The 26,798-nt window shown below is 73.7% G+C and carries 22 protein-coding genes; 3 read left to right on the top strand and 19 right to left on the bottom strand.

The genetic code is table 11. The features are described from left to right. Positions 1-8: 8 nt before the first annotated feature. Positions 9-2,327: a ComEC/Rec2 family competence protein gene (locus IEY99_RS28890; protein ID WP_189207226.1), complete on the bottom strand. Its 2,319-nt coding sequence runs from the start codon at positions 2,325-2,327 to the stop codon at positions 9-11. Then, positions 2,324-3,046, bottom strand: a complete 723-nt coding sequence (locus IEY99_RS28895) for a ComEA family DNA-binding protein (RefSeq protein ID WP_229799343.1) — start codon at positions 3,044-3,046, stop codon at positions 2,324-2,326. Before IEY99_RS28895 ends, IEY99_RS28890 begins: the two co-directional genes overlap by 4 nt. Positions 3,047-3,373: 327 nt before the next feature. Between IEY99_RS28895 and IEY99_RS28900 the strand changes: the two genes are divergently transcribed. After that, positions 3,374-4,156: a putative protein N(5)-glutamine methyltransferase gene (locus IEY99_RS28900; RefSeq protein ID WP_189207227.1), complete on the top strand. Its 783-nt coding sequence runs from the start codon at positions 3,374-3,376 to the stop codon at positions 4,154-4,156. 38 nt (positions 4,157-4,194) lie between these two features. Continuing rightward, positions 4,195-5,217: a DUF1444 domain-containing protein gene (locus tag IEY99_RS28905; protein WP_189207228.1), complete on the top strand. Its 1,023-nt coding sequence runs from the start codon at positions 4,195-4,197 to the stop codon at positions 5,215-5,217. Here the strand turns inward: IEY99_RS28905 and IEY99_RS28910 are convergent. The 17 genes from IEY99_RS28910 to IEY99_RS28990 form a co-directional block, all read right to left on the bottom strand. Continuing rightward, on the bottom strand, positions 5,214-6,062 hold the full coding sequence (locus IEY99_RS28910) for a DegV family protein (RefSeq protein WP_189207229.1): 849 nt from the start codon (positions 6,060-6,062) through the stop codon (positions 5,214-5,216). The two genes, IEY99_RS28905 and IEY99_RS28910, sit on opposite strands and share 4 nt — an antisense overlap. A 24-nt stretch (positions 6,063-6,086) precedes the next feature. Continuing rightward, positions 6,087-6,512, bottom strand: coding sequence for a hypothetical protein (locus IEY99_RS28915; protein WP_194505980.1), 426 nt, complete (start codon positions 6,510-6,512; stop codon positions 6,087-6,089). 52 nt (positions 6,513-6,564) lie between these two features. Beyond that, positions 6,565-7,203 carry a histidine phosphatase family protein gene (locus IEY99_RS28920; protein WP_189207231.1) on the bottom strand — a complete coding sequence of 213 codons (639 nt, stop codon included), beginning with the start codon at positions 7,201-7,203 and terminating at the stop codon, positions 6,565-6,567. After that, a complete protein-coding gene (gene rsfS / locus IEY99_RS28925; RefSeq protein ID WP_071807903.1) occupies positions 7,200-7,598 on the bottom strand; it encodes a ribosome silencing factor in 399 nt (132 codons plus the stop codon). The genes IEY99_RS28920 and rsfS overlap by 4 nt, the downstream gene beginning before the upstream one ends. Positions 7,599-7,684: 86 nt before the next feature. Then, positions 7,685-8,272 (bottom strand): nicotinate-nucleotide adenylyltransferase, encoded by a 588-nt coding sequence (gene nadD, locus IEY99_RS28930; RefSeq protein WP_189207232.1) that lies wholly within the window; start codon positions 8,270-8,272, stop codon positions 7,685-7,687. Between the two features lie 26 nt (positions 8,273-8,298). Further along, entirely contained in the window at positions 8,299-9,786 is a 1,488-nt protein-coding gene (locus tag IEY99_RS28935; protein ID WP_189207233.1) for a hybrid sensor histidine kinase/response regulator, read from the bottom strand. A gap of 56 nt (positions 9,787-9,842) precedes the next feature. Further along, the gene (pepN, locus tag IEY99_RS28940) at positions 9,843-12,356 is read right to left on the bottom strand and encodes an aminopeptidase N (RefSeq protein WP_189207234.1); all 2,514 of its coding nucleotides are present in this window, start codon (positions 12,354-12,356) and stop codon (positions 9,843-9,845) included. A 30-nt stretch (positions 12,357-12,386) separates the two neighbouring features. Next, positions 12,387-13,889 (bottom strand): GTPase ObgE, encoded by a 1,503-nt coding sequence (gene obgE, locus IEY99_RS28945; protein ID WP_189207235.1) that lies wholly within the window; start codon positions 13,887-13,889, stop codon positions 12,387-12,389. A 155-nt stretch (positions 13,890-14,044) separates the two neighbouring features. Beyond that, on the bottom strand, positions 14,045-14,305 hold the full coding sequence (rpmA, locus tag IEY99_RS28950) for a 50S ribosomal protein L27 (protein WP_189207236.1): 261 nt from the start codon (positions 14,303-14,305) through the stop codon (positions 14,045-14,047). Between the two features lie 12 nt (positions 14,306-14,317). Next, positions 14,318-14,632, bottom strand: a complete 315-nt coding sequence (gene rplU, locus IEY99_RS28955) for a 50S ribosomal protein L21 (RefSeq protein ID WP_189207237.1) — start codon at positions 14,630-14,632, stop codon at positions 14,318-14,320. Positions 14,633-14,800: 168 nt separating this feature from the next. After that, positions 14,801-15,319: a hypothetical protein gene (locus IEY99_RS28960; protein ID WP_189207238.1), complete on the bottom strand. Its 519-nt coding sequence runs from the start codon at positions 15,317-15,319 to the stop codon at positions 14,801-14,803. A 115-nt stretch (positions 15,320-15,434) separates the two neighbouring features. Beyond that, entirely contained in the window at positions 15,435-18,554 is a 3,120-nt protein-coding gene (locus tag IEY99_RS28965; protein ID WP_189207239.1) for an Rne/Rng family ribonuclease, read from the bottom strand. Between the two features lie 129 nt (positions 18,555-18,683). Beyond that, positions 18,684-19,439, bottom strand: coding sequence for a TIGR03936 family radical SAM-associated protein (locus IEY99_RS28970; RefSeq protein WP_189207240.1), 756 nt, complete (start codon positions 19,437-19,439; stop codon positions 18,684-18,686). A 31-nt stretch (positions 19,440-19,470) separates the two neighbouring features. After that, entirely contained in the window at positions 19,471-21,414 is a 1,944-nt protein-coding gene (locus tag IEY99_RS28975; protein WP_189207241.1) for a TIGR03960 family B12-binding radical SAM protein, read from the bottom strand. A 20-nt stretch (positions 21,415-21,434) separates the two neighbouring features. Then, a complete protein-coding gene (locus IEY99_RS28980; RefSeq protein ID WP_189207242.1) occupies positions 21,435-21,779 on the bottom strand; it encodes an STAS domain-containing protein in 345 nt (114 codons plus the stop codon). After that, positions 21,776-24,247, bottom strand: a complete 2,472-nt coding sequence (locus IEY99_RS28985) for a SpoIIE family protein phosphatase (protein WP_229799344.1) — start codon at positions 24,245-24,247, stop codon at positions 21,776-21,778. The genes IEY99_RS28980 and IEY99_RS28985 overlap by 4 nt, the downstream gene beginning before the upstream one ends. Positions 24,248-24,282: 35 nt before the next feature. After that, positions 24,283-25,074 (bottom strand): alpha/beta fold hydrolase, encoded by a 792-nt coding sequence (locus IEY99_RS28990; protein WP_189207283.1) that lies wholly within the window; start codon positions 25,072-25,074, stop codon positions 24,283-24,285. Positions 25,075-25,258: 184 nt separating this feature from the next. Here IEY99_RS28990 and IEY99_RS28995 point away from each other — a divergent pair, with 184 nt between their 5' ends. Further along, positions 25,259-26,791: a hypothetical protein gene (locus tag IEY99_RS28995; protein ID WP_189207244.1), complete on the top strand. Its 1,533-nt coding sequence runs from the start codon at positions 25,259-25,261 to the stop codon at positions 26,789-26,791. Positions 26,792-26,798 lie beyond the last annotated feature (7 nt).

A 26,798-nucleotide genomic window follows, 5' to 3' on the forward strand; every position in this document is an offset into this window, starting at 1 on the left:
GAGCGAGCTCACGCCGGGTCGCCGCGGGCCGCGACCGCGAGACCGTTGCCGGCCAGCACGACGGCCAGGTCACCGCCTTCGTCCGTACGCAGCACCCGCGCCCCCTCCCGCCCGAGCCGGGCCAGCAACGCCGCATTGGGATGTCCGTAGTCGTTCCCGCGTCCCACCGACACCAGCGCCACGGCCGGGTCCACGGCGTCCACGAACTCGGGCGACTGGTACGCACTCCCGTGGTGCGCCACCTTCAGCACGTCGGCACGCACCGCCCGGGGACCGAGGCGCTGGAGCAGTTCCTGTTGTTCCTCGGTCTCGGCGTCGCCCGGCAACAGCACCGTCCGCCCGGCCACCCGGGCCCGCACCACGAGGGAGTTGTTGTTCGGGTCCGAGTTGGTGCCGTGCAACGGTTCGAGCGGCCCGATGACGGTCATCGCCAGGCCGCCTGTCGCATACGTCCAGCCCGGGCGCACCGCGGCCATCGGCACCCGGGCGGCGGCGGCCTGGGCGGCGACGGCGGCGCGACCGCCCGGCGGCTCGGGCCAGTCGGGGGTGACCACCGCGGCGACCGTACGGCCCCGGAAGACCCCGGCGATGCCGCCGATGTGGTCGACGTGGAAGTGGCTGACGACGAAAAGCGCCACTTCGCGGACGCCGAGCCGCCGCAGGCAGCGGTCCACCGCACCCGGCTCGGGGCCGGCGTCGACCACGACCGCCCGGCCGTCGCCCGCCGGCAGCACCACGGCGTCGCCCTGACCTACGTCGCACGTCACCACGATCCAGCGCGCCGGCGGCCACCCGGATGCCAGCAGCCGTACGGGAAGGGCGCCCAGCATCGCCGCGGCCGCGACGACCGCGACCAGCCGCCGCACCACCGGCCTGCGGGACGCGACCAGCAACGCGACGGTGAGCGCACCCAGCAGGAGCGCCCCGGCCACGCCGCCCGGCCAGGGCACCGCCCCGGCCGGCACGCGGGCGCCGTGCGTGGCGACGAGCACGAGCCACCGGGCTGGCCACTGTCCCGCCCAGGCCGCGAACTCGGCGCCGGCCGGCCAGACCGGCGACAGCACCGCGGCCGAGACGCCCAGCAGCGTCGCGGGGGCGATGGCCGGCACGACCAGGAGGTTCGCCGGCACGGCGACCAGGCTCACGCTGCCCGAGATCGCCGCCACGACGGGGCCGCAGGCGACCTGGGCGCCGGCCGGAACCGCCAGCGCATCGGCCGCCACGACCGGCCATCCGCGCCGCCGCAACGCGTCGCGCCACACCGGTGCGATCAGCAGCAGCCCGGCCGTCGCCAGCACCGAGAGGGCGAAGCCGACGTCGCCGGCCAGCTCGGGATCCACCAGGACCAGCGCCGCGACCGCGGCGGCCAGCGCGGACACCGCCGCGCGCGGCCGTCCCGCGGCGAGGCCGAGCAGCCCGATCGCACCCATCGCCGCGGCCCGCACGACACTCGGCGACGGGCGGGCGAGGATGACGAAGCCCACCAGGGCGGCGGCGCAGATCAGCGCGGTGACGACGGGTCCGGCGCGGGCCCACCGGACGGCGAACAGCACCACGCCGAGGATGATCGCCACGTTGGCGCCGCTGACGGCGTTGAGATGCGTCATGCCGGTCGCGCGGAAGTCCTCCTCGAGGGCGGGGTCCATCCGGCTCGTGTCTCCGACGACCAGCCCCGGCAGCAGCCCGCCGACGTCGTCCGGCAGCGGCGCGCAGGCACGCTGCAGCCCGGCCCGCAGGAAGCCGGCCGCACGCTGCGCGGGGGACGACCGGCCGATGAGGCTCGGCGGGTCCTTGACCGACACGACGGCGGCCCGCAGGTCACCGCCCCGCAGCGCCAGCAGCCGCCCGGTGGCCGACGCCCGCTGGCCCGGCAGCAGGGGCCGCCACGACGGGTCCGCACCGAGCACGAGGGCCCGGGCCGACAACCGCATCGAGGGGGCGTCCTCGGGATGCACGCCGGTCAGGTCCACCGGCACCAGATAGGTCGGCGGCAGGCCCGGCGAGCCGTCGATCGCGCGCGGGTCGTCGCGCACGGTCAGCTCCACCCGTACGGTGGCGCCGGCGGCGACCAGAGTGGCCAGCGGACCGGCCTCGCGCACCGCGACCCGTGCGGCCGTCGCGGCGGCTCCGCATCCCGCCCCGAGCAGCAGGGATGCCGTCAGGAACCGCACGGCCCGCCGGAAACGCAGCAGAGGTGTCACCGCGGCCGCCAGGAAGGCGACGGCCGCGACACCGAGCCCGCCGCGGAACGACAGGTGCAGCGCGGCGAGGGCCGCCAGCCAGAGCGCGACGGCGAACCCGGCGAGCCGCAGATCCGGTGCCGTCATACGGTCACCAGGTCCTTGAGCTGCTCGTAGCGCGCCGCCCCGATGCCGTCGACCTTGCGGAGGTCGGTCACGGCGCGGAAGCCGCCCTGGGCGTCGCGCGCGTCGAGGATGCGCTGGGCCAGCACCGGGCCCACGCCCGGGAGGGCGTCCAGATCCGCCAGCGTGGCGGTGTTGAGGTTGACGAGGCCACCGGCCGCCGCGGAAACGCCGGCACCGGCCGGGGCGGCGCCCGGCGGCTGCGGGACGCCCACCATGATGAGCTCGCCGTCCACCACCTTCCGGGCCAGGTTGAGCGGCGCCACGTCGACGCCCGGCCGGGCACCGCCGGCGGCCCGCACCGCGTCGGCCACCCGCGCGCCCGGCACCAACCGCACCAGGCCCGGCCTGTGCACCTTGCCGCCGACCGCCACCACCACCTCGGCGGGCCCGGAGGACGTGGCGGCCACCGCACCACCGGCTCCCGGCCCGTCCAGGGTGGAATCGGCGGCGACCGGCGCGACCGCCGGATCGACGCGGGGCCGCGCGCGCCAGGCGAGCACCGCCGCGATCAGCACGACCACGACCGCCACGGCCGCAAGCGCCCGGACACCCCGCCGACCGGGATCGAAGAGGCCGAGCCGCGGAGCGCCCTCTCCGAAGGCACCGGCACCGCCGAGCGCGGTCTCGGCGCCCGCCGACTCCCCGCTCCAGGGCGGCCGGCAGGCAAGATCGACCTCCACCGGACCAGGCGCAGGGGCAGCCGGCTCCGGCGCCGCGCCGGCAAGGATCACATCGTCGGGCCACTCCCGAGGCGAAGGGCACGGGGCCGACGAAGGCGAGGCGCAAGCGCCCGACAACGGCGAACCCGAAGGAGCGGACGAAGGCGAACGCCACAGAGCTGAGGAAGGCGAAGGCACGGGAGATGCCGCCAGCACCGTTCTCAGCCTGGCGCGTACCGGATCCTCGGGGCTGTTCTCCTCATGCACGCCGCGACCGTAGGGTTTCGCCATCATGGTCCGCGCCGCCGTCTGTGGACGGCGGCGCATTGTGGAAAACCCGGGAGTCCGATGAAGTCTGTGCTACCGGCCGAGCTGGCCGAGGCGGTCACCCGGCTGCGCGCCGCGGGCTGTGTCTTCGCCGAGGACGAGGCCGCGGTGCTCGCGGAGGCCGTCCCGGACGCCGCCGCCCTGGCCGAGGCGGTACGCCGCCGCGCCGGCGGCGAGCCCCTCGAACAGGTCGTCGGGTACGCCGACTTCTGCGGAGTGCGGGTCCGGCTGCGCCCCGGCGTCTTCGTCCCCCGGGTCCGCAGCGAGCTGCTGGTCCGGCTGGCCGCCGCCCGCGCCGTCCCCGGCACCGTCGTCGTCGACCTCTGCTGCGGGTCGGGCGCCCTGGGCCTGGCCGTGCGCCACCGCGTGCCCGGCGTCGAGCTGCACGCCGCGGACAGCGACCCCGCCGCCGTCGCCTGCGCCCGCGACAATCTCGGCGCGGGTGTCCATGAGGGAGATCTCTTCGCCGCGCTGCCCGGCGGACTGCGGGGCCGCATCGGCGTCCTGCTCGCGAACGTGCCCTACGTGGCCACCCGGCACATCCCCTTCCTGCCCGCCGAGGCCCGCCTGCACGAGCCGCACACCGCCCTGGACGGCGGCGAGGACGGGCTGGAGGTCTTCCGCGCCGTGGTCGCCGGGGCCGCCGGCTGGCTGGCTCCCGGCGGCCTGCTGCTGTCGGAGATCACCGAGGAGCAGATCGACCCCGCGACCGCGGCGGTACGGGCGGCAGGCCTGCACCCGTCGATCCACACCGACGACGACCTGGAGGCGACGGTCGTGACAGTCACCACGGCGAGGAGATAGGGTCGGCGCCCACCGACACGCGGAAGGGCACGAGTGCCGTGGGCTGGTTGCGGAGTGTCGCCCGTGCACGCCTGGCCTGCCAGGTCGTCAGGCGGCTGCGGCGGGCCGGCGTGCGGCAGGCCCGCTACCACTCCGCATCCTTCACCGTGCGCTTCACCCGTCCCGGTGACGACGAGCCGACCGTGCTGCGGCTCGGTGAGGTCCGCCGCGGGCACGTCGCCGACTTCGTGGCCGGGGTGCTGCGGGCGCCGGGCCTGCCCGCCACCTGGGCCGAGGCGCGCCCGCTGCTGCGTCCCGTGGTGCGGGGCGTGACCCCGCCGGCCGACGTCACGACGCCGCTGCACCGTCCCGCGTGGCCGTTCCTGGCCGAGTACGTGGTGGTCGACCAGCCCGACACCATGACGTACGTCAACGCCGCCCACGGCTGGGGTGTCACCGACGACGAGGTCTTCGCCGCCGCCCGGGCCAACCTGACGGGCGCCAAGCTGCTCGGCGCCGCCGACGAGCCGGTGGTCGTGCAGTTCGTCGACGACGGCGACGCGTACTGGACCTCGCACCTGCTGCTCGACGGCTGGCTCGCCGGCCTGGCCGGGCAGGTCGGCGGTCGCCCGGTGGCCTTCGCTCCGGAGCGCGGCACGCTGCTGGTCACCGCGGACGGCAGCGACCATCTGCCGGAGCTGTTCGCCCGGGCCGAGGCGATCTTCCTGCGCTCGCCGCGGGCCATCTCCCCGATGGCGTACGTCCCGGACGAGCGCGGCCGCACGGTGCCCTACTCCGCGCAGCCCGGTACGCCCTGGTGGATCTGTGTACGCCGGGCCGAGGCCGTGCTCGCCTCCTGGGGCTACGCCCGCCAGGCCGAGCGCCTGCCGCTCGCGGCCGAGCTGCTGATCACGCCGGACGGGCGGACCCGCGCGCTGTGGCCGTCGGACGGGCCGGCGCTGCTGCCCCGGGCCGACGAGGTGCAGTGCGGCGACACCGTGCGCCCGTGGGCGGAGATCAGCGGGCACCTCACGGCCCAGGGACTCGAACCCGAACGCTGGCGCGGCGAGCGCTGGCCCTAGGTCCTGCGGTGCACCACGACGCCGGCGAGGCCGGGGCCGACGTGTGCGGCGACGACCGCACCGATCTCGGTGATGTAGCAGTCGCGGAGCCGGTCGCCGAGCCGGGCCGAGACGGCGTCCGCCAGCGCCGCCGCCCGGTCGCTCGCGCCGAGGTGGTGGACGGCGATGTCGGCCTCGCCGGTGCCGGACGCCTCCACCGCCAGGTCCACGAGCCGGGCGAGGGCTCGCCCGGCCGTGCGGACCTTGTCGCGGACGACGATGGCGCCGTCGACCACGTGCAGGATGGGCTTCACCGACAGGGCGGTGCCGAGCAGGGCGGAGGCGGCGCCGATGCGGCCGCCGCGCCGCAGGAACTCCAGGGTGTCCACGTAGAAGAGCGTGCTGACCTGCGCGGCGTGCTCGACGGCCGTCCGCCGTACGGATTCCAGCGTGCCGCCCCGGTCCGCCGCGGTGGCCGCGGCCAGGGCCGCGAAGCCCAGCCCCATCCCGGTCGTCTGGCTGTCCACGACCTCGATCTGGGGCCCGATGGCGGCGGCGGCCAGCGCGGCCGCCTCGTACGTCCCGGACAGCTTCGCGGACAGGTGCACGGAGACGATCCCGTCGGCGCCGGCGTCCAGCACCTTGCGGTACGCGCGGGCGAACTGCTCCGGGGCGGGCCGTGAGGTGCTGACGGCGGAGCGCCGGGCGCCGAGCGCGCGGGCCACCTCGGCCGGGGAGATCTCCTCCCCCTCGAGCCCTTCGTCGCCGTTGATGACGACGGTGAGGGGCACGACGGTCAGGTCATAGGTGCCGCCCAGCTCGGACGGCAGGTACGCGGTGGAGTCGGTGACGACCGCGACGGGCATGCGGGCACCGTAACTGATGGTCGCCTATTTCGCGCGGATAGTGGCGACGATGAACGGCGTGCCCTGCTGACAAGTGGTCATCATGCCGGCCTCGGAGCGGCCCGTGACGGTGACGCTGGCGCCCACCTTGGCCTTGGCGCGCAGCGACTCCTGGTCGAAGACCAGCAGGTTGTCGCCGAGCAGCAGGCAGTTGGGCTCGACACCGGCGGTGATCTTGCCGGAGATGGTCCGGCTGCCGCCCGCGGCCGGCGGCTTCGCGCTCGATCCCTGGCCGGTGGTGGCAGACGGCGCGGACGCCGCGGGGGCGGACGGGGCCGGCGCGGACGACGGGGTCTCGGCGGCGGGTGCGCCCGCCGGGGCCCCGGAGCCGGAGCCGGCTCCGTTGGCGCAGCCCGCGACGGACAGCGCGAGAAGAGTCGTGGCAACGAGGGTCATGCGTTGACTGATCATGATGCCTTGGACGCTACCGGCCGGTGATCCGTTCCCACGGGGGGACGGAAGATCACAGCGACGACGGGGCCGGCCGGTCGGCGAACGGGCCGACGTTGTAGGCGGCGAGCTGCCAGCCCCGGGCGTCGTCGTAGCTGAGCTCGCTCCAGTGGCAGTTCTGCAGGGCCCGCAGGGTCCGCAGCTGCTCCCGGGGCCAGCCCAGCAGGTGACCGGCGCCGTGGCGGGCGGCCCCGCCGTGCGTGGCCACCACGACGGTCCCCCCGGCCGGAACGGCGTCCACCGCGGCCTGCAGGGCGTCGCCCACCCGCTTGGCGAGGTCGTCCAGGGTCTCGACGCCGCCGCCCACCACGTCGGCGCCGGCCTTCCAGGCGGCGTGCTCCTCGGGCCGGGTCTCGGCGACCTCGGCCATGGTGAGGCCCTGCCACGCGCCGAAGTGGCGCTCGCGCAGCCGTTCGTCGCGCCGGACGGACAGGCCGGTCAGGGCGGCGAGGGCGGCCGCAGTGTCCGCGGCACGGCGCAGATCGCTGGAGAAGAGCGCGCCGGGGCGCAGCCGGACGAGCAGCTCGGCCGCGTCGACGGCCTGCTGCTCGCCCAGGGCGTTGAGCGGGACGTCGGTCTGGCCCTGGACGCGGCCGGCCGCGTTCCAGTCGGTGTTGCCGTGCCGCCAGACGACGAGGCGGGTGGTGGTCATGCCACGCCGGAGGAGTCGGCCTCGACCATGTCCCGGTCGACGAACGGAATGGTCGGGCAGTCCTTCCACAGCCGGTCGAGGGCGTAGAACTCCCGCTCCTCGGCGTGCTGGATGTGCACGACGATGTCGACGTAGTCGAGCAGCACCCAGCGGCCCTGCCGCTCGCCCTCCCGGCGGACCGGCTTGGCCTTCTCCGGAAGGTTGATCAGAGCTTCCTCGACGGCGTCGACGATGGCGATCACCTGCCGCTCGTTGGACGCCGACGCGATGACGAACGCGTCGGTGATGTAGAGCTGCTCGGCGACGTCGATGACGACGATGTCCTGCGCCTTCTTGTCGGCGGCGGCCTGGGCCGCCGTCAACGCGAGCTCGCGGGCGCGGTCGGTGACGGGCACCGGTCTCCCCTCGTTCGGTTTCAGAGGTACTAGCGTCTCACACAGGTATGACAACCCGAGTCGGACAAACAACCAGAAGAGGGTTGTTATTCGCGATAGAGATGCCGTTTGGCGATGTACTGCACCACACCATCGGGTACGAGGTACCAGACGGGCTGGCCCTTCGCGACCCGGGAGCGGCAATCGCTCGACGAGATCGCCATGGCCGGGACCTCCACCAGAGTGACCGTGTCGGCCGGCAGGTGCGCATCGGAAAGCTCGAACCCGGGCCGGGTGACGCCCACGAAGTGCGCCAGCGAGAGCATCTCGAGCGCATCCTTCCACGACAGGATCCGCGCCAGCGCGTCGGCGCCGGTGATGAAGAACAGCTCCGCGTCCGGACCGTAGACGGCGTGCAGGTCACGCAGCGTATCCACGGTGTAGGTGGGACCGTCGCGGTCGATGTCGGCCCGGCTGACGTGGAAGTGCGGGTTGGAGGCGGTCGCGACGACGGTCATCAGGTAGCGGTCCTCGGCGGGGCTGACCTGGCCCTTCTGCCACGGCTGCCCGGTGGGTACGAAGACGACCTCGTCCAGCTCGAAGCGGCTCTGCACCTCGCTCGCCGCCACCAGGTGACCGTGGTGGATCGGGTCGAAGGTCCCGCCCATGATGCCGATCCGTCGCCGCCGTCGCATCGGCGCATCCTAGATCAGGCGGCCGGTCAGCCGTCGAGGCGCTTGCGGACGGCGGTCAGCAGGTCCTCGGCCGTGAACGGCTTCTCGACCAGCGCCGCGCCCGGATCCAGCGTCCCCTGGGAGGCGAGCACGGGCTGCGCGTAGTCGGACATGTAGAGGACTTTGGTGTCCGGGCGTACGCCGGTGAGCCGGTCGGCCAGGTCCCTGCCCAGCATGCCCGGCATCACGACGTCGCTGAGCAGCAGGTCGATCGCGCCGTCGTGCAGCCGGGCCAGCTCCAGCGCCTGGGCGCCGCCGTCGGCCGCGAGCACCCGGTAACCCGCCCCGGAGAGGATCCGCGCCGCCTCGTCGCGCAGGGCCGCCGCGTCGTCGACCAGCAGCAGCGTCTCGCCGGACCCGGCGGCGACCGCGGGCCCGGCCGCGGGCTCCGGTTCGGGTTCCGCGCGTTCCGCGGCCGGCAGCAGCACGGTCACGGTGGTGCCCATCCCCGGCTCGGAGGCCAGGCTCACGCTCCCCCGGGCCTGCGTGACGATGCCGTACACGGTGGCCAGCCCCAGGCCGGCCGCCTCGTTCTTGGGCCTGGTGCTGAAGAAGGGCTCGAACGCGCGCTCCAGGACGTCCGGTGTCATGCCGGCGCCCGAGTCCGTCACCCGCAGCCGTACGTACTCACCGGCCCCGAGTTCCGGGTGCTCGTTCGCCGACAGGTGCGCGCCGGCGGTGTCGATCACCAGGTTGCCGCCCGACGGCATGGCGGTGCGGGCGTTGGCCGCGAGGCTGACGAGCACCTGCTCGATCTGGGCGGGGTCGCAGGTCACCGGCGGCAGGGCGGCGCCGGGCCGGATGATCAGCTTGACGTCCGTGCCGAGCACGCCGCGGATCGCTTCCTCGGCCGCCGCCACCACGTCGTTGAGGTCGGTGAGCTGCGGGCGGACCGCCCCGCGCCCGGCGAACTTCAGGAGTTGCTGGGTCAGCCCGGTCCCCCGCTCGCCGGCCTTGATCACCTGGCGCGCGTCCGCCGCGATGGCCGCGACGTCCGGGGTGGGCGACTCCGTCTCCTCGACGACGAAGGTGGCATAGTTGACGATCACGCCGAGCATGTTGTTGAAGTCGTGGGCGATGCCGCCGGCGAGCTTGCTCAACGCCTCGAGCCGCTGGGCGCGCTGGCTGTGGGCGGCGGCCTTGTCCTGGTGCCGCCCGGTGACGTCCCGGACGATCGCCACGGTGAGACGGCCCCGCGGCACCTCCACGACCGCGAGCGAGGCCTCCGCGGGGAACTCGGCGCCGTCCCGGCGGCGTGCCTGCGCCACGAGCGTGCCCGCCGTGCCGGTGAAGGCCTCGCGCGCCGCCTCGGTGAGCAGGACCTCGACGTCACGGCCCAGCAGGTCGGCGCGGGACCACCCGAAGACCTCCTCGGCCCGGTCGTTGACCAGGACGATGCGGCCCTCGTCGAGAACCAGGATCGCGTCCGGGGCGGCCTGCAGCAGGCCGCCGGACAACTCGTCGGACCATTCCACCGCCCACCCCCCGTAGTTGCGAGGCTAACGGCTCGCACCGGAGTCGAGGGGCGGAATCAGGCACCCCGCGCCCGGAGCGCCCGACGGACGTCGTCGTCGCCGTCCGTCACGACCCGGCGCACGATCGCCGAGAGGCCGGGCGTGGCCAGCAGCTCCGCGGCGAACCGGCGGGTGTCCGGCGACACCACCACCCTCGGGTACGCCGCGACGGCCACCCGTTCCCCGGTCATCCCGGTACGCCGCTCCAGCAGCCCCGGGAGCTCGGCGAAGTAGCGCTCGGCGTACCCGGCGACGAGGTCGAGCTGCTCCGGCTGCCAGAAACCGAGCGCGGTGGCCTCCAGGATGCGGTTCGACGCCTCCGGGTCGTGCAGGATCAGCTCCCAGGCGCGCGCCTTGGCCCCGGCGTCGGGCAGCGCCGCCCGGCACCGGGCCGCCGCCTGCTCTCCGAGGGCGCTACGGTCGGCCGCGAGCTCCGCCTCGATCCGCTCGGGCCTGGCGGCACCCAGCACGACCAGGCGGGACAGGATCAGCCAGCGCAGGTCCGCGTCGACGGCCACCCCCTCGGGCACGTTCTCGCCGGCCAGCCAGCCTTCCAGGCGTACGGTGTCGACGCTCGCGCCGATCAGGCCGCGCAGGCCCGCCAGCTGGCGCGAGCTGCCCGGCTCGGAGGCCGCCACGAGCCGGTCGCAGGCCTGCGCGAGCAGCTCCAGGGCGGCCGGCCGGGTCTCCGGCGTGGGATACCGGTCCACCAGCGTGCGGGTCAGCTGCAGCACGTCCTCGACGACTGCCACCTCCCGCTCCACCGGCAGGGCGGCCAGCACCAGCGTGACCAGCTCCGCCACCGGCAGTTCCGCGTCGATGACGGCGTCGAGCACCGCGCTCCACACCAGCGCGCGAGTCAGGGAATCCTCCAGCAGCGGCAACATCATGGGTACGGCGTCCGCCGAGTCCGGGTCGAGCCGGACCTTGGCGAACGTGAGGTCCCCGTCGTTGACGAGCAGCAGGTCGGCGGCGGGTTCCCCGGTCAGCTCGGCAACCGGCGTCCGCCCGCCGTCCACCTCCGGGTCCACCTCGACCTCGACCAGGCGCCGGCGGGTCACCACGCCGTCCGTACCGTGGTCGTAGAGGCCCACGCAGAGCCGGTGCGGGCGCAGCGTCGGATAGTCCTCGGGAGCCGTCTGCACGATCGTGACCCGCGCGTACCGGCCGTCGCCGCCCCGCTCGACCTCGGCGCGCAGGGTGTTGACCTGGGCCCGGCGCAACCACACCTCGGCCCAGGCGGTCAGGTCGCGCCCGCTGGCCCGGGACAGGGCGCCGAGCAGGTCGGCGAGGGTGGCGTTGCCGTACGCGTGCGCGGCGAAGTGCTCGTTCAGCCCGGCCAGGAACGCCTTGTCCCCGACGTACGCGACGAGCTGGCGGAGCACGGCGGCGCCCTTGGCGTACGAGATGCCGTCGAAGTTGAGCAGTGCCAGGGCGGTGTCGTCGACGTCGCTGGGCGCCACCGGATGGGTCGAGGGCCGCTGGTCGGCGCGCAGCCCCCAGGCCTTGCGCTGCATCGCGAAGGTCGTCCAGGTCTCGGTGAACCGGGTCGCCTCGGCGGTGATCCGGGTGCCCAGATACTCGGCGAACGACTCGTTCAGCCAGAGGTCGTCCCACCACGCCATGGTGACCAGGTCGCCGAACCACTGGTGCGCCATCTCGTGGGCGACCACCATGGCCCGCTGCTCCCGCTCGGCGTCGGTGACCGCGGAGCGGAAGATGTACTCGTCGCGGAAGACCACGATGCCGGGGTTCTCCATCGCGCCGAAGTTGAACTCCGGCACGAACGCCTGCTGGTAGTGGCCGAACGGATACCGGACGTCGAAGAGCTCGTGGTAGCGGTCGAGGCACTGCTTGGTGATCGTGAAGAGCTCGCCGGCCTGCTCGTCGAGGTGCTCGGCGAGCGCCTGCCGGCAGTAGAGCGCGAGCGGAATGCCGTCGTGGGAGTCCGTCCGGGCATGGTAGGGCCCCGCGATGAACGAGATCAGGTACGTGGACAGCGGCTTCGTGGGCGCGAACCGCCACCGGCCGCCCTCCACCGCGCCCGCCCGCTCGCCGTTGGCGGCGACGAGCCAGCCCTCCGGCGCCGTGACGCTCACCGTGACGGGCGCCTTCAGGTCGGGCTGGTCGAAGCAGGGGAAGATCCGGCGCGCCCCGTCGAGGAACATGTGGGCGTACAGGTACACGCGCTCGTCGGCCGGGTCGACGAAGCGGTGCAGTCCCTCGCCGGTGTTCGAGTACCGCATCTCGCCCTCGACCACCAGCTCGTTGGCGGCGGCGAGCCCGGTCAGCGTCAGCCGCTCCTGCGCGAGAGCGGCCGGATCCACCGGAACGCCGTTGAGCGTCGCGGAAACCAGCTCCGCGGGTTCCAGCTCGACAAAGGTCGTGCTGCCCGCTTCCGCCCCGAAGAGGAGCACCGTACGCGAGCGAAAGGTGTCACCGTCCCCGGTGAGATCCAGGGCGACGTCGTATCCGGTCACGGTGATCGTGGCGGCCCGCGATACGGCCTCGGCGCGCGTCAGACTCGGCATGCGCACCATCATGTCGCACAGCGGGACGACCTATGCGTCGGCGTCCTCGTCGTCGTCCTCGGTGACCAGGACCGGCTGGGCGGACATGGAGACGGTGGAGACCGTGCCGTCCTCGTTCATGTGCAGGAGCTCGTCGTCCGAGCGGATGCGGCGGGCCTTGCGGGCCGCGAGGCGCTGGGCGGCGGTGGGCCGGTGCGAGTCCTCCTCGAGGCGGGCGTCGGTGCCCCGGGGCCCCGAGACGTACTCGCCCGTGTTGGGCTGCCAGTCGAACTCGCGGTCGGCGATGCGCACCGGGTCGCCGGGCTGGGCGCCCTTCTTGGCCAGCGCCGCCTCGACGCCGAGGCGCTCCAGGCGGTCCGCGAGGTAGCCGACGGCCTCGTCGTTGTCGAAGTTCGTCTGCCGGATCCAGCGTTCGACCTGGGTGCCGCGGACCACGTACACACCCTCGGCGTCCTGCTCGATGGTGAAGCCCTTCTCGTCGACCGCGCGCGGCCGGACCACCGTACGGCTGGGCTCGGGAGCGGGCGCGGCCAGGCGGTTCGCGGCGACGGCCTCGGCCAGGGCGTACGTGAACTCCTTGAGCCCCTCGCGGGTCACCGCGCTCACCTCGAAGACGCGCAGGCCGCGGGCCTCGAGGTCGGGGCGGACCATCTCGGCGAGGTCGCGCCCGTCCGGGATGTCGATCTTGTTGAGCACGACCATGCGGGGCCGGTCCTCGAGCCCGCCGTACGCGCGCAGCTCCGCCTCGATGGCCTCCAGATCGGCGATCGGATCGCGCTCGATCTCCAGCGCCGCCGCGTCGAGGACGTGGACCAGCACGGAGGTGCGCTCGATGTGCCGCAGGAACTCCAGGCCCAGCCCCTTGCCGGTGGCGGCGCCGGGGATGAGGCCCGGCACGTCCGCGACCGTGAAGGTCTCCTCGCCGGCCTGCACGACCCCGAGGTTGGGCACCAGCGTGGTGAACGGGTAGTCGGCGATCTTCGGCTTCGCCGCGGAGATGACCGAGATGAGCGACGACTTGCCGGCCGACGGGAAGCCCACCAGGCCCACGTCGGCGACGCTCTTGAGCTCCAGGACCACGTCGAGGCGGTCGCCGGGCTCGCCCAGCTCGGCGAAGCCGGGCACCTTGCGGCGGGTGTTGGCCAGCGAGGCGTTGCCGCGCCCGCCCCGGCCGCCGCGGGCCACCTCGAAGGTGGTGCCGGCGCCGATCAGGTCGGCGATGACCTCGCCGTCCGGGGTCTGCACGACCGTGCCGTCCGGCACCTTGAGCACGAGGTCGCCACCGTTGGCGCCGTCCCGGTTGTCGCCCATCCCGCCGACGCCGTTCTGCGCCTTGACGTGCGGGCGGAAGTGGAAGTCGAGCAGCGTGTGCTGCTGCGGGTCGACGACGAGGGTGATGCCGCCCCCGTGGCCGCCGTTGCCGCCGTCGGGACCGCCGAGCGGCTTGAACTTCTCCCGGCGTACGGACACGCAGCCGTGACCGCCGTCACCTGCGTGCAGGTGCAGCACCACCCGGTCGACGAACGTAGCCACTCGTAACTCCTACCTCGAACGCAGTGCCTGCCCGAGGGAAGAACACCAGCGAAGTCGTCCGGCTTCCCGCCGGGAGAAACAACAGCGGGCCGCGGACCCCGGAAGGTCCACGACCCGCTGCGACGCTGTCCGGCCGCTGAGCGCGGCCTGCGGCCTTACTCGGCCGCGACCGGCACGATGCTGACGGTCTTGCGGCCACGCTTGTGACCGAAGAGCACGTTGCCCGCGGCGAGCGCGAACAGCGTGTCGTCGCCACCGCGGCCGACCAGGTCGCCGGGGTGGAACTTCGTGCCGCGCTGGCGGACGATGATCTCGCCGGCGTTGACCAGCTGGCCGCCGAACCGCTTCACCCCGAGCCGCTGAGCGGCGGAGTCACGGCCGTTCCGCGAGCTGGAAGCACCCTTTTTGTGAGCCATGGCGGTTCGCCCCTACTTCCCGCTGGAGATGCCGGTCACCTTGACGCGGGTCAGCGGCTGACGGTGCCCCTGGCGCTTGTGGTAGCCGGTCTTGTTCTTGAACTTGTGGATCCGGATCTTCGGACCCTTGGTGTGCTCGGCGATCTCGCCGGACACCGTCACCTTGGCAAGCTTGGCCGCATCGGTCACCAGGTTGTCACCGTCGACGAGGAGGACCGCGGCGAGCGTCAGCGAGTCGCCGGGCACACCCGCGAGCTTCTCGACCTCGATCACGTCGCCCTCGGCAACCTTGTACTGCTTGCCGCCGGTCTTGACGATCGCGTACATCGGACGCGGACTCCCTGAGACTTACGCAGCGGACATCGCTGCTTGGCGGATGAAACTCGGGCCCCGGCGCCGCAGAACACTGCCTCGCGCACAGGAACACGGCGCTTGAAAAAGCGCCGACAGATAGCGTACTTCATCGAGCGGGTGGCGCCCAAACCGGGGAGACGCTCAGGCGGTGCCGCAGGCCCTGGCCAGGGTTTCCTGCAGGCCGGCCAGCTTCCGCGCGTCGAGCTTGCGCACGTCGCCCTGCAGCGCCGCCACCTGCTTGCCCATGTCCGTGAGGGCCTTCTTGACCTCGGGCTCGGAGGCGAGCTTCGCCATGTCGGCCAGGGCGGAGGAGTAGTTCTGCACGTCCCGGTCGGTCTTGGCCTTCGCCTTGGTCACCGCGGAGGCGTCCTGCGAGGTCTCGGCCTCGATCAGCAGTTTGAGGTCCAGCGCGAACTTCTGGGCCGCTTCCGCGCCGGTCCGCGCGGCCTGGTCGCAGATCGCCTTGGTGTTGCCCTTGAGCGCGACGTCGCCGCCCGCCGGGGACGCTCCCCCCGGAGCGGGACCGCCGCTCGCCCCGGGAGCCGCGGCGGTGCTCGGCGGGGTGGCGCCGCCGGTGGTCTCGGCGGACTTGCCGGACGAGCAGGCGCCGAGCACGAGAAGGGCGCCGCTCAGGGCGGTCGCGCACAGCAGGCGTCGCATGGTGGGCTCCTCGGGGACGTGACGGGGATGACGAGGGTAGCCGACATCGATCAGCCGACATGGCGCGGGCGGCCCCAGCAGGTAGTTCCTGCCGGGACCGCCCGCATCGTGCGCGTTACGGGCGGGTCCGCCGCCGAGAGCCGCCCCGCCGGGAGCGCCGCCGGGAGCCGGCCCCGGCGCCGACCGGCTCGTCGTCGTCCTCGTCGTCGTCGGCCGCGTCCGGGTCGTCCGCCCCGGTCAGCTGCATCGGCTCGGCCTCGTACGAACCGTTCGTCTCGTACCGGGAGAGGTCGTAGCCGCTGATGTCGTAGTCGTCGTCGCCGTCGTCGGTGGTGAGCTTCGGCGCCGGGGTGATCACGCCCGACCCGGCCGGGGCGATGATCCCGGAACCGGCCGGAGGAAGACCGGCCGTCTCCGCCACCGGGTCCTCCGTGAGGTGCTCCGGCGCCGCGGCGGCCGGGACCACGTCGTCCGGCACCACGTCGGCCGGGGCGACCTCGGCGGGAGGCTGTTCGGCCGGGGTCACCTCGGCGGGAGCCTGCTCGCCGCCGTTGCCCCGGCGGCGCCGGGACCGCGAGGAGGACTGCGCCGGCGGGGCCGGCGACTCCGGGCGTCCCGCCGCCGCGACGGCCTTGACCTGGTTGGCCGCGCCCGAGGACCGCTTCTCCGGCACCGGCTCGGTGTGGATCACCAGGCCCCGGCCCTTGCAGTGCTCGCAGTTCTCGCTGAACGCCTCCAGCAGCCCGGCGCCGATGCGCTTGCGGGTCATCTGCACGAGGCCCAGCGACGTGATCTCGGTGACCTGGTGCTTGGTACGGTCCCGGCCCAGGCACTCGGTGAGCCGCCGGAGCACCAGCTCGCGGTTGCTCTCCAGCACCATGTCGATGAAGTCGATGACCACGATGCCGCCGAGGTCGCGCAGGCGCAGCTGCCGCACGATCTCCTCGGCCGCCTCCAGGTTGTTGCGGGTGACCGTCTCCTCGAGGTTGCCGCCCGCACCGGTGTACTTGCCGGTGTTGACGTCGACCACGGTCATCGCCTCGGTGCGGTCGATCACCAGGTGACCGCCGGAGGGCAGGAAGACCTTGCGGTCGAGGGCCTTGAGGATCTGCTCGTCGACCCGCTTGTCGGCGAAGACGTCGTTGCCGCCGGTGTGCCGGTGCAGCCGCTCCAGCAGGTCCGGGGAGACCGACTCCAGGTAGTTCTCGATCTCCTGGTACGCCTGGTCGCCCTGCACGACGAGCTCGCGGAAGTCCTCGTTGAAGAGGTCGCGGACCACCCGGATGACCAGGTCGGGCTCCTCCGACAGCGGGCGCGGCGCGGCGCCCTCGGCGGCCTTGGCCTGGATGTCCTCCCACTGCGCCTGCAGCCGCTTGACGTCGCGGGCCAGCTCCTCCTCGGAGGCACCCTCCGCGGCGGTCCGCACGATGACGCCCGCGCCGTCCGGGACCAGCTTCTTCAGCACGTCCCGCAGCCGCTTGCGCTCGTTGTCGGGCAGCTTGCGGCTGATGCCCGAGGCGTTGCCGTTGGGCACGTAGACCAGGTGCCGGCCGGAGAGCGCGATGTGGCTGCTCAGCCGGGCGCCCTTGTGCCCGATCGGGTCCTTGGTGACCTGCACCAGCACCGAGTCGCCGGAGCGCAGCGCCTGCTCGATCGAGCGGGCCCGGCCCTCCAGCCCGGTGGCGTCCCAGTTGACCTCGCCGGCGTAGAGCACCGCGTTGCGGCCGCGGCCGACGTCGACGAAGGCCGCCTCCATGCTCGGCAGCACGTTCTGCACCTTGCCGAGGTAGACGTTGCCGACCATGGTCCCGGAGGTGGAGCGCGACACGTAGTGCTCGACCAGGATGCCGTCCTCGAGCACGGCGATCTGGGTGCGGTCCGGCTTCTGCCGGACGACCATGACCCGGTCGACCGCCTCGCGGCGGGCCAGGAACTCCGACTCGCTCAGGATCGGCGGCCGCGTCCGGCGCTGCTCGCGGCCGTCCCGGCGGCGCTGCCGCTTGGCCTCCAGCCGGGTGGAGCCGGAGACGCCCTGCACCTCGTCGCTGCGGCGGGGCTCGCGCACCCGCACGACGGTGTGCACCCCGTCCTCGACCCCGCCGGTCTCGGCGTCGCCGGAGCCCTTGCGGCGCCGCCGGCGGCGCCGGCGGGTGACGCCGTCGCCGTCGTCGGGGTCCTCGTCGCTCTCGGCCTCGGCCTCGGGCTCGTCGGCACCGGCCTCGTCGTTCTCGTCGCCCTCGTCGGACGGGCCCTTGCCGCGGCCGCGGCCACGGCGTCCCCGCCGGCGGCGCCGGCNNNACCCCCGCCGGCGGCGCCGGCGCCCGACCGCGTCCTCGTCGTCGAGGTCCTCGTCGGCGCCGTCCTCGACGTCGTCGGCGCTCTCGTCGGCGTCTTCCAGTGCGGGTTCTTCGGTGACCTCGGCGGCCGGGGCCTCGTCGGCCTCGGCTGCGGCACCCCGGCGGCGGCGCCGGTTCTTGCGGGCGCCCTCGGCGGGCTCCTCCTCGGCGGCGGGCACCGGCTCGGCGGACGCCTCGGCGGGCTCGGCGACCGGCTCGGCGGTGACGGCCGCGGTCGTGCCGCGGCGGCCGCGCCGGGCGGCGGGCGCCGGCTCGGCGTCCGGCTCCGGCGGCATGAACAGTACGGCGGGGGGCAGCGCCGCCTTGCGCCCGCGACGACGGGTGGGCGCCTCCTCGACGAGGTCATCGTCCAGGGGCAGCACGCCGACCAGCGGCACCTCGGCCGCGGGCGGCTCGGTGACCTGCTCTTCTTCCTCGATCGGCTCCTCGGCCGGCTCCTCGGCGGCGACCGCCTGGGCCGGGGCGGGGGCCGGGACCTCTTCCTCCGCCGGCGCGGGGGCGGCGGCCGGGGCGGCCTTCTTGCGGGCCCGGCTGCGAGTCGCCTTCACGGGGGGCGTCTCCACGGCCTCCGGAGCCGCCTCGCCGGCCTCGGGCTCCGGCGCGGCGGCCGGGACGGCCTTCTTCCGGGCCCGGCTGCGGGTGGCCTTCACCGGGGCCGCGGGGGCCTCGGCCGCGGCGGCCGCATCGACGGCGTTCGCCGCCTCGTCGGCCGCTCCGGGTTCGACGCCGGGCGCGTCGACCGGCAGGGCCGCCGGTGCGGCGGCCTTGCGGCGCGGTGCGCGCGTCCGGCGTGCGGGTGTGGTGCTCTCGGCGGCATCGGCGGCAGGAGGTGCGGACACCTCTTCCCGTTCACCGCCCTGTGGCTCGTTATCGAGCATCGGGCGCTCTCCAGTTCTGGCGGCCCCGGGCGCGGGTGAGCGCTGCCACGCAGGATCGCCGCAAGTTTTTCGGACCCGGCCGTTGGACGGGCTTCCGAAGTCTGCCAACGCGGGCACCGGCCGGACCGGCTAGCGCCCTCCGATGGGTGCGTCCTCGCGATCCGCGTCCAACGGATCGACGATCTCCCCCTGCGGGGTGAGCGAGCCCTGGGCCAGCCGGGTCACCCGTGGGGGCACCGGCGGCTCCAGACCGGCCACCACGCGCAGGCCGGACATGACGTCATCGGGCCGCACGGCGGGAGTGACCTGCCGCACGACAAGGTCGATTATCGCACACGGTGCCGCCGCCGCCTCGGAAGGTGCGTCAGACTCCGCGGTCACTGTGCACGACGCAACTGCTTTTCTCGCGTCGAACGAGCGCTTGCCCTGCTTGGTCATGCGCTCGACCAGCACCTCCCCGGCGGCGAGAAAGGCTTCGACGGCCTTCTCCGCAACCTCCGGCGCGATCTCGGGCAGTTCGATGCGCCAGCGGGACGCGTCGATCCGGTCGGCGAGTCCACCCTCCCGCGCGACGACCGCGTCGAGCACGTCGAGGCCGGGGGACAACGCCGCGTCGAGCGCGACCCGCAGGGCCGCCGGGTCGACCGGGGCCTGGAGACCGATCTCCAGGTATTCCGCCTCGCTGCCGACGCCGGTGGGCGCGGCGCTGGCGTACGAGATCTTGGGATGCGGGGTGAAGCCCTGCGAGAACGCGATCGGTACGTTCGCCCGCCGCAACGCCCGCTCGAAGGCGCGCGCGAAGTCCCGGTGTGAGGTGAAACGCAGCGGCCCGCGCTTGGCGTACCGCAGGCGGATCCGCTGGACCACCGGGGCCTGACCGCCCACGGGTTGATTCTTGGGGGGAATTGTCGGACTCCTAAACGGGTACCCGGAGTTGGTTCACCGGGGTCAGGGGGAGAAGCTTCTTGCCGGTGGGGCCGATCTGGATCTCGGTGTCCATCGACGGGCAGACACCGCAGTCGAAGCACGGCGTCCAGCGGCAGTCGTCCTGTTCGTATTCGCTCATGGCGTCCTGCCAGTCCTGCCAGAGCCAGTCCTTGTCCAGGCCGGAGTCGAGGTGGTCCCAGGGCAGCACCTCGAGCTGGTCGCGCTCGCGGGTGGTGAACCAGTCCAGGTCGACGCCGAACTGCGGGAGCACCTCGGCGCACGCCTCGACCCAGCGGGCGTACGAGAAGTGCTCCGACCAGCCGTCGAAACGCCCGCCCTTGTCCCATACCCGCCGGATCACCGCGCCGACCCGGCGGTCGCCGCGCGAGAGCAGGCCCTCGATCAGCGACGGCTCGCCGTCGTGGTAGCGGTAGCCGATCGCGCGGCCCAGCGAGCGGTCGCTGTTGATCTCCTGCTTGAGCAGCTTGAGCCGCGCGTCGATGACCTCCGGGCGCTCCATCGGCGCCCACTGGAACGGGGTGTGCGGCTTGGGCACGAACCCGCCGATCGAGACCGTGCAGCGGATGTCCTTGGTGCCCGCGGCCTCCCGGCCGGCCCGGATCACTTCGTGCGCCATGTGCGCGATCTCGAGCACGTCCTCGTCGGTCTCGGTGGGCAGGCCGCACATGAAGTACAGCTTGACCTGCCGCCAGCCGTTGGAGTACGCCGTGACGACCGTCCGGATCAGGTCCTCCTTGGTCACCATCTTGTTGATGACCTTGCGGATCCGCTCGGAACCGCCCTCCGGCGCGAAGGTGAGGCCGGTGCGCCGCCCGTTGCGCGACAGCTCCTGGGCCAGGTCGATGTTGAACGCGTCCACCCGGGTCGAGGGCAGCGACAGCGAGACGTTGGTGTCGGCGTACTGCTCGGCGAGGCCCGAGCACATGTCGCCGATCTCCGAGTGGTCGGCGCTGGAGAGCGACAGCAGGCCGACCTCGGAGAAGCCGGAGAACTCCAGGCCCTCCTTGACCATCTGGCCGACGGTCGTGATGGACCGCTCGCGGACCGGCCGGGTGATCATGCCCGCCTGGCAGAACCGGCAGCCGCGGGTGCAGCCGCGGAAGATCTCCACCGCATACCGCTCGTGGACCGTCTCGGCGAGCGGGACCAGCGGCTTCTTCGGGTACGGCCACGCGTCGAGGTCCATGGTCGTGCGCTTGGCCACCCGGAACGGCACGTCGGGGCGGTTGGGCACGACCCGCTGGATCCGGCCGTCGGGGAGGTAGTCCACGTCGTAGAACCGCGGCACGTAGATGCTCTCCGTGCGGGCGAGGCGCAGCAGCAGCTCGTCACGGCCGCCCGGGCATCCCTCGGCCTTCCACTCCCGGATGATGCCGGTGATCTCGAGGACGGCCTCCTCGCCGTCGCCCAGCACGGCGGCGTCGATGAAGTCCGCGATCGGCTCGGGGTTGAACGAGGCGTGGCCGCCCGCCAGCACGATCGGGTCCTCGTCGCCGCGGTCGGCGCTGTTCAGCGGGATGCCGGCGAGGTCGAGCGCGGAGAGCATGTTGGTGTAGCCCAGCTCGGTCGCGAACGACAGGCCGAGCACATCGAAGGCGCGGACCGGGCGGTGGGCGTCGACCGTGAACTGCGGGACGCCGTGCTCCTTCATCAGCGCCTCGAGGTCGGGCCAGACCGCGTACGTCCGCTCGGCCAGCACGTCGGGCTGCTCGTTGAGCACCTCGTACAGGATCTGCACGCCCTGGTTGGGCAGGCCCACCTCGTACGCGTCCGGATACATCAGGGCCCACCGGACGGTGGTGGCGTCCCAGTCCTTGACGACGGCACCCAGCTCGCCGCCCACGTACTGGATCGGCTTGCTGACCCGGGGCAGCAACTGCTCGAGCTGCGGAAAGACGGAAGAGACGCTCATGGGTCTCCAGGGTACGCGGGCTAGCCGCGCAAATCCTCCGCGGCCCGGTCGAGGTCCGCGGCCAGGAGATCGTCCCGGAATGCGCAGAGTTGCAGGGTCATCCGGACCGGCCCGCTCTCCCCCACCACGAGCCGGATCGGCGTGCCCGCGTGGTCCATGTCACCGACGACCGTGTCGAGCAGCCGCACCCCCGCGCTGTCCAGGAAAGAGACGGCGGTGAGGTCGATGAGCACGGCGCCGGCCCGCCCGGTGTGCCGGACGATCTCGCGGGTCAGCTCCGGGGCGTTCGCCAGGTCGATCTCCCCGGCGAGCCGGACCACCGCGGCGTCGCCGAGCCTCGAGAACGTCACCCACCGATCGGTCATACTGCCTCTTTCCGGGCACGGCGCATCGTCACCGTGGTCCCGTCCGTACGGTCGAACACGACATCGTCCATCACCTGGTGGATGAGCTGCAGTCCCCGGCCGCGCAAAGCCTGGTCCGCGGGGACGTGCCAGTCGCCGCGGTCGGTGACCCGCACCTCGATCGCCTCCGCCGAGACCACCGCGCTGACGTCGACCACGCCGAACGGGTCGTTGCGGTAACCGTGCTCGATGGCGTTGGCGACCGCCTCCGAGCAGGCCAGCAGCACCGCCTGGGTGGTCTCCTCGTCGACGTCGTGCGACACCAGCCAGCCGCGCATGTCCTTGCGCAACAGCGCGATCTGCACCGGGTCCGCCCCGATGGCGCGTTCCAGCCGCTCCTCGGTGCCGAGGGCGAGGCAGAGCAGGCAGACGTCGTCGGGGTGCTCGCGCCCCACGAGGCGCTCCGCCAGCCCGGCGGCCAGGCCCGGCAGCGGGGCGTCGCGGCGGCCGGCGTACGCCCGGGCCAGCATCTCGAAGCCGGCGTCGATGCGCCGGTGGCGGCGCTCGATGAGCCCGTCGGTGTAGAGCAGCAACCGGCTGCCGGCCGCGAGGTGCACGCGGTGCTCCACCCGGGTCCGGTGGCCGGCCCGGGTGCCCAGCGCGCCGGACCGGCCGTCGAGCAGGTAGAGCGGCGCGGCGCCGGGCTCGGTCAGCAACGGCGGGAGGTGCCCGGCACAGGCGTACGTCATCTCGCTGGTGGTGAGGTCGACCTCGGCGTACACGACGGTCGCCATGCGCGCCGACTCGACCCGGTCGACGAAGCGGTCCAGCCGCTCGAGCAGCCGCGCCGGGCCCGCCTCGGCCGACGCGAGCGCCCGGATCGCGCTGCGCAGCTGGCCCATGGTGGTCGCGGCGTCGATGCCCCGGCCCACCACGTCGCCGACGACCACGGCCAGCTTGTCCGGGGTGATCAGGAACGCGTCGAACCAGTCGCCGCCGACCTCCAGGTCGTGGGCGGCGGCCTGGTAGTGCGTCTCCACCGCGAAGCGCGGGTCGGTGGGCAGGTCGCTGGCGAGCAGACTGCGCTGCAACGTCCGGGCGACGGCGCGCTCCTGCTCGTAGAGGCGGGCGTTCTCCAGCGCCAGTCCGGCCCGGTCGGCCAGGTCGTTCAGGAAGACGGCGTCGGCCGGGGCGGTACGCCGGCCCGGCGCCATCCGCAGCGCCAGCGTGCCGAGCACCTTGCCGCCGGCGGCCAACGGCAGGACGGCGCAGCCCGGGTCGGCGCCGTCGTCCGCCAGCTCCGCCTTGCCGTGCGCGCCGACCAGGGCGACGCGCTGGGCCAGCCGGACCGGGTCGGGTGCGGGTCCGCCGGCCTCGGCCTGCAACCCGGCCGGGCCGACCTGCAGCCGTACGGCGGCCCACTCGGCGACCTCGGGGACGAGCCGGTCGACCAGGCGGCGGGCGCGGAGCATGAGCCGCGGCACCTCGTCGAGCGCCCGGGTGGTCTCGGCGAGGAAGGTGGCCCGCTCCTCGCGGCGGCGCGCGTCGTCGTACAGCCGGGCGCGGTCCAGGGCCTGGCCGGCCTGGTGCCCCAGCAGCCGGACCACGCGCAGCTCGCTGTCGCTCAGCTCGCGCTCCTCGGCGAAGGCGAAGGTGAGCACGCCGAGCACGTCGGCGCCGAGGGTCTCGCCGGGGAAGCCCGCGGTCAGCGGGAGCAGCACCACGCTGCGGTGACCCGCCTCGCGCATGGCGGCGGCCAGCTCGGGGAAGTGACGTTCGGCCTCCGTCACCGATCCGATCACGTGCAGGTCGCCGCGGCGGGCGACCTCGGCGACCGGACACGACGAGCCCAGCGGCACGTCGTCGCCCACGGCACCCGGCTCGGTGCCGGCCAGCACCCGCAGCAGCTCCCGGTCCGGCTCGAGCAGCCACACCCGGGCGTACGAGGCGCCGAAGGCGAGGCCGGGCGCCCGGACCACCGCCTCGGCGACCTCGGCGCCGGTGGGCGCCGCCGCCAGGTCCGCGACCACCTGTTGCAGCGCGCCGACCCGTTGCTCGGAAGCCTCCGCCAGCCGCCGGGCGGCAAGCAGTTCCTTCTCGTAGCCGCGCCGCTCGGTGGCGTCGAAGATGGTGGTCCGCACCACCCGCGGCCGACCGGCCGGGTCGCGCCCGAGGATCGAGTTGACCAGGATCGGCAGCCGGCGGCCGTCGGCGCGCACCAGGTCGAAGGCCATCTCGTGCACGTCGTCCTGCATGCTCAGCAGCGGCGCGTAGTGCGTCTCGTAGTAGATCTTGTCGCCCGGGCTGAGCAGGTCCCGGAACCGCCGGCGGCCGATCAGCGCCGACCGCTCGAAGCCGGTCCAGGCGAGGAACGTCGCGTTGACCTTGACGATCGTGCCGTCCGGCAACATGGTCAGGTAGCCGCACGGCGCGTGCTCGTACAGGTCGCCGGGATCCTCGTCCCAGGGCACCCGCAGTTCCTGCGTCACGTCCGGCCCACCACCGCCGCTCTCGGCCATCACCGTCAGATGTACGCCTTGATCGCCGCAACCGTCTCGGCGGGCGCGCTCAGATTCGGGCAGTGGCCGGTCGCGTTCATGGCCACCAGTGTGCTCCCGGCAAGGTGTTCGTGCACATAGTTCCCGACCGCCGAGGAGGCGATGACATCGTCGGCACACTGCAGAATCAACGCCGGGGTACGCAGTTTCGGCAGGTCGTCGCGGTTGTCGGAGAGGAAGGTGACGCGCGCGAACTTCTTGGCGATCTCCGGGTCGGTGGCGCAGAAGCTGTTGGTGAGCTCCCGGCCCAGCTCCGGCCGGTCGGGGTTGCCCATGATGACCGGCGCCATCGCGCTCGACCAGCCGAGATAGTTGCTGTCCAAGGACTCCAGCATGGCCTCGATGTCGGCGCGGCCGAAGCCGCCGACGTAGTCGCCGTCGTCGATGTATCGCGGCGACGGTCCGATGAGCACCAGCTTGGCGAACCGCTCCGGCTCCCGGATCGCGGCGAGCACCCCGATCATCGCGCTGACCGAGTGCCCCACGAAGATCACGTCCCGCAGGTCCAGGTCGTGCACGATCTCGAGGACGTCGGAGGCGTAGCCGTCCAGGGTCGAGTACCGGCGTTCGTCGTACGCCCGCAGATCGGAACGGCCCGCACCGACGTGATCGAAGAGCACCACCCGGTGGGTGTCGGCGAACTCGGGAGCGACGAACCGCCACATGTTCTGGTCGCAGCCGAAGCCGTGGGCGAACAGCATCGGCTGCCCATCCGCGCGACCGCTCTCGTGGATCGCGTTTCTCTGAGTCGTGTTCATATCCGGGGTCACCACCGGGTCACCATACGACTCCGGACGGTCTCACACATCGCCCCGCCTGTCCGTCAATCGCCCCCGATTCCGCCCGGCGTCCGGTGCCGCGTCGGCGACCGGGCGGGTGGGCGGACTGGCGCACCGGCTCTAACCTGGCCCTGAGGCAGCGACGTCCGGGAAAGGAGAGCGGATGACCGACCAGCAGCCGGACGACCCCGCCCCGGGCTCCGCACCCACCTTTCCAGGAGATGCCAAGGGCGCCGCGCCGGAGGGCGACGAGCCGGCGGCGGCCGAGGTGCCGGCGACCGAGGACGTCCCCGAGCGCTGGAGCGGCTCCGCGGCCGTCCCGCCACCCACGCCGAAGAAGTCCTGGTGGGAGCGCCGCCGCCCGGCTCACGACGAGACCCCACCGCCGCCCGCGGACCCGTGGGCGGACAGCGAGGACTGGTCCACGACTCCCCCGGTCGACCCGTGGGCCGACCAGGACACCCCGATCGACGTCCTGGAGCCGTTCCCGGAGGCGATGCCACCCACCCGCGTGGACGCGCCGCTGCCCCCGGCCGCCGCCGCGCCCCTGCCACCGACCCGCGTCGACCAGCCCCTGCCGCCGACCCGCGTGGATGCGCCTCAGTCATCGACCCATGTGGATGCGCCGCTGCCGCCGACCCGCGTCGAGGCTCCCGCCCCCGCGAACGCCGCACCACGGCCCACGGTGGACGGCACCGTGCCTGCGGTCGGGCCGGCAGGCGCGCCGCCGCTCGCGGCGCCGGGCGCCGGGCCCGCCGAGCCGCCCCGCCGGGGCTGGTGGCGCCGGGGCCGCGACAGGACCGCACCAGCGCAGGCACAGGCCGACCGCATCCCGCCCGCGCCGGCCGGCGACGCCCCGATTCAGCCCACCCCAGCCGCGCCCCCGCCCGCCACGCGGGTGCCCGCACCCAGGCGTCCGGTCGCACCGGCCGCGGTTCCCCAGGCATACCTCGACCGGGCCCGGCCGCTTCCGCCGCCACCGCCCGGCAAGAAGGCGAAGAAACGACGAAAGGGTCACCCTGCGCCCTCGGCCTGGCAGCCACCGCACGCCGGGACCAGCCTTGGCGCCCGGCCGCTGCCGCCACCACAGGCCGGGACCCGCCCCGGCGCCCGGCCGCTGCCGCCACCGCCGCGCCGCAAGCGCCGCTGGGGACGCCGGCTGTTCACGACCGCCCTGCTCGGCGCGCTCTGCTGCTGCGGCGTGCCGGGCTACTTCCTCTGGCCGGCCGCCCAGCAGTACCCCGTGTCGGCGGTGCTGCCGTCCCACGTCGCCGACCTCGACCTGCGGGAGGACGCGGCCGGTCGGCGAGCCACCGAGCGCCTCGCCGAGCAGGCGGGCGGCACCAGCCTGATCTCGTCCGGCGATCCCTTCGCCGGGGTGTACGCCGACGGCAACGGCAAGCGGGTCACCGTCTTCGGCGCCACGGGGCTGCGCCTGACCCCGGAGAGCGACGTCGAGGCCGAGCTGACCCACCTGAGCGACACCTACCGGATCGAGGACGTCCAGGCGTTCGACCTCGGCGAGGCCGGTGTGCACGAGCGGTGCGGCGTCGGCCGGGACGCTCGGGGCACGGTCGTCGTCTGCGCCTGGGCCGACCACGGGAGCCTGGCCACCGTGCTGCTGACGCGGCGCTCGGTGGACGAGAGCGCCGAGCTCACCGGCACCCTCCGCCAGGCGATCCTGGTCCGAAAATAGCGGCCGG

Origin of the sequence: Couchioplanes azureus (genome assembly GCF_014648355.1) — a bacterium.
Lineage (GTDB): Bacteria > Actinomycetota > Actinomycetes > Mycobacteriales > Micromonosporaceae > Actinoplanes > Actinoplanes azureus.

Bases quoted from the DNA above. Each gene is read 5' to 3' on its own strand.
- rpmA (WP_189207236.1), bottom strand. From the start codon at position 14,305: ATGGCTCACAAAAAGGGTGCTTCCAGCTCGCGGAACGGCCGTGACTCC.
- nadD (WP_189207232.1), bottom strand. From the start codon at position 8,272: ATGCGACGGCGGCGACGGATCGGCATCATGGGCGGGACCTTCGACCCG.
- IEY99_RS28900 (WP_189207227.1), top strand. From the start codon at position 3,374: ATGAAGTCTGTGCTACCGGCCGAGCTGGCCGAGGCGGTCACCCGGCTG.
- IEY99_RS28995 (WP_189207244.1), top strand. From the start codon at position 25,259: ATGACCGACCAGCAGCCGGACGACCCCGCCCCGGGCTCCGCACCCACC.
- rplU (WP_189207237.1), bottom strand. From the start codon at position 14,632: ATGTACGCGATCGTCAAGACCGGCGGCAAGCAGTACAAGGTTGCCGAG.
- IEY99_RS28990 (WP_189207283.1), bottom strand. From the start codon at position 25,074: ATGAACACGACTCAGAGAAACGCGATCCACGAGAGCGGTCGCGCGGAT.
- IEY99_RS28910 (WP_189207229.1), bottom strand. From the start codon at position 6,062: ATGCCCGTCGCGGTCGTCACCGACTCCACCGCGTACCTGCCGTCCGAG.
- IEY99_RS28960 (WP_189207238.1), bottom strand. From the start codon at position 15,319: ATGCGACGCCTGCTGTGCGCGACCGCCCTGAGCGGCGCCCTTCTCGTG.
- IEY99_RS28980 (WP_189207242.1), bottom strand. From the start codon at position 21,779: ATGACCGATCGGTGGGTGACGTTCTCGAGGCTCGGCGACGCCGCGGTG.
- IEY99_RS28915 (WP_194505980.1), bottom strand. From the start codon at position 6,512: ATGATCAGTCAACGCATGACCCTCGTTGCCACGACTCTTCTCGCGCTG.
- IEY99_RS28975 (WP_189207241.1), bottom strand. From the start codon at position 21,414: ATGAGCGTCTCTTCCGTCTTTCCGCAGCTCGAGCAGTTGCTGCCCCGG.
- IEY99_RS28920 (WP_189207231.1), bottom strand. From the start codon at position 7,203: ATGACCACCACCCGCCTCGTCGTCTGGCGGCACGGCAACACCGACTGG.
- pepN (WP_189207234.1), bottom strand. From the start codon at position 12,356: ATGCCGAGTCTGACGCGCGCCGAGGCCGTATCGCGGGCCGCCACGATC.
- IEY99_RS28890 (WP_189207226.1), bottom strand. From the start codon at position 2,327: ATGACGGCACCGGATCTGCGGCTCGCCGGGTTCGCCGTCGCGCTCTGG.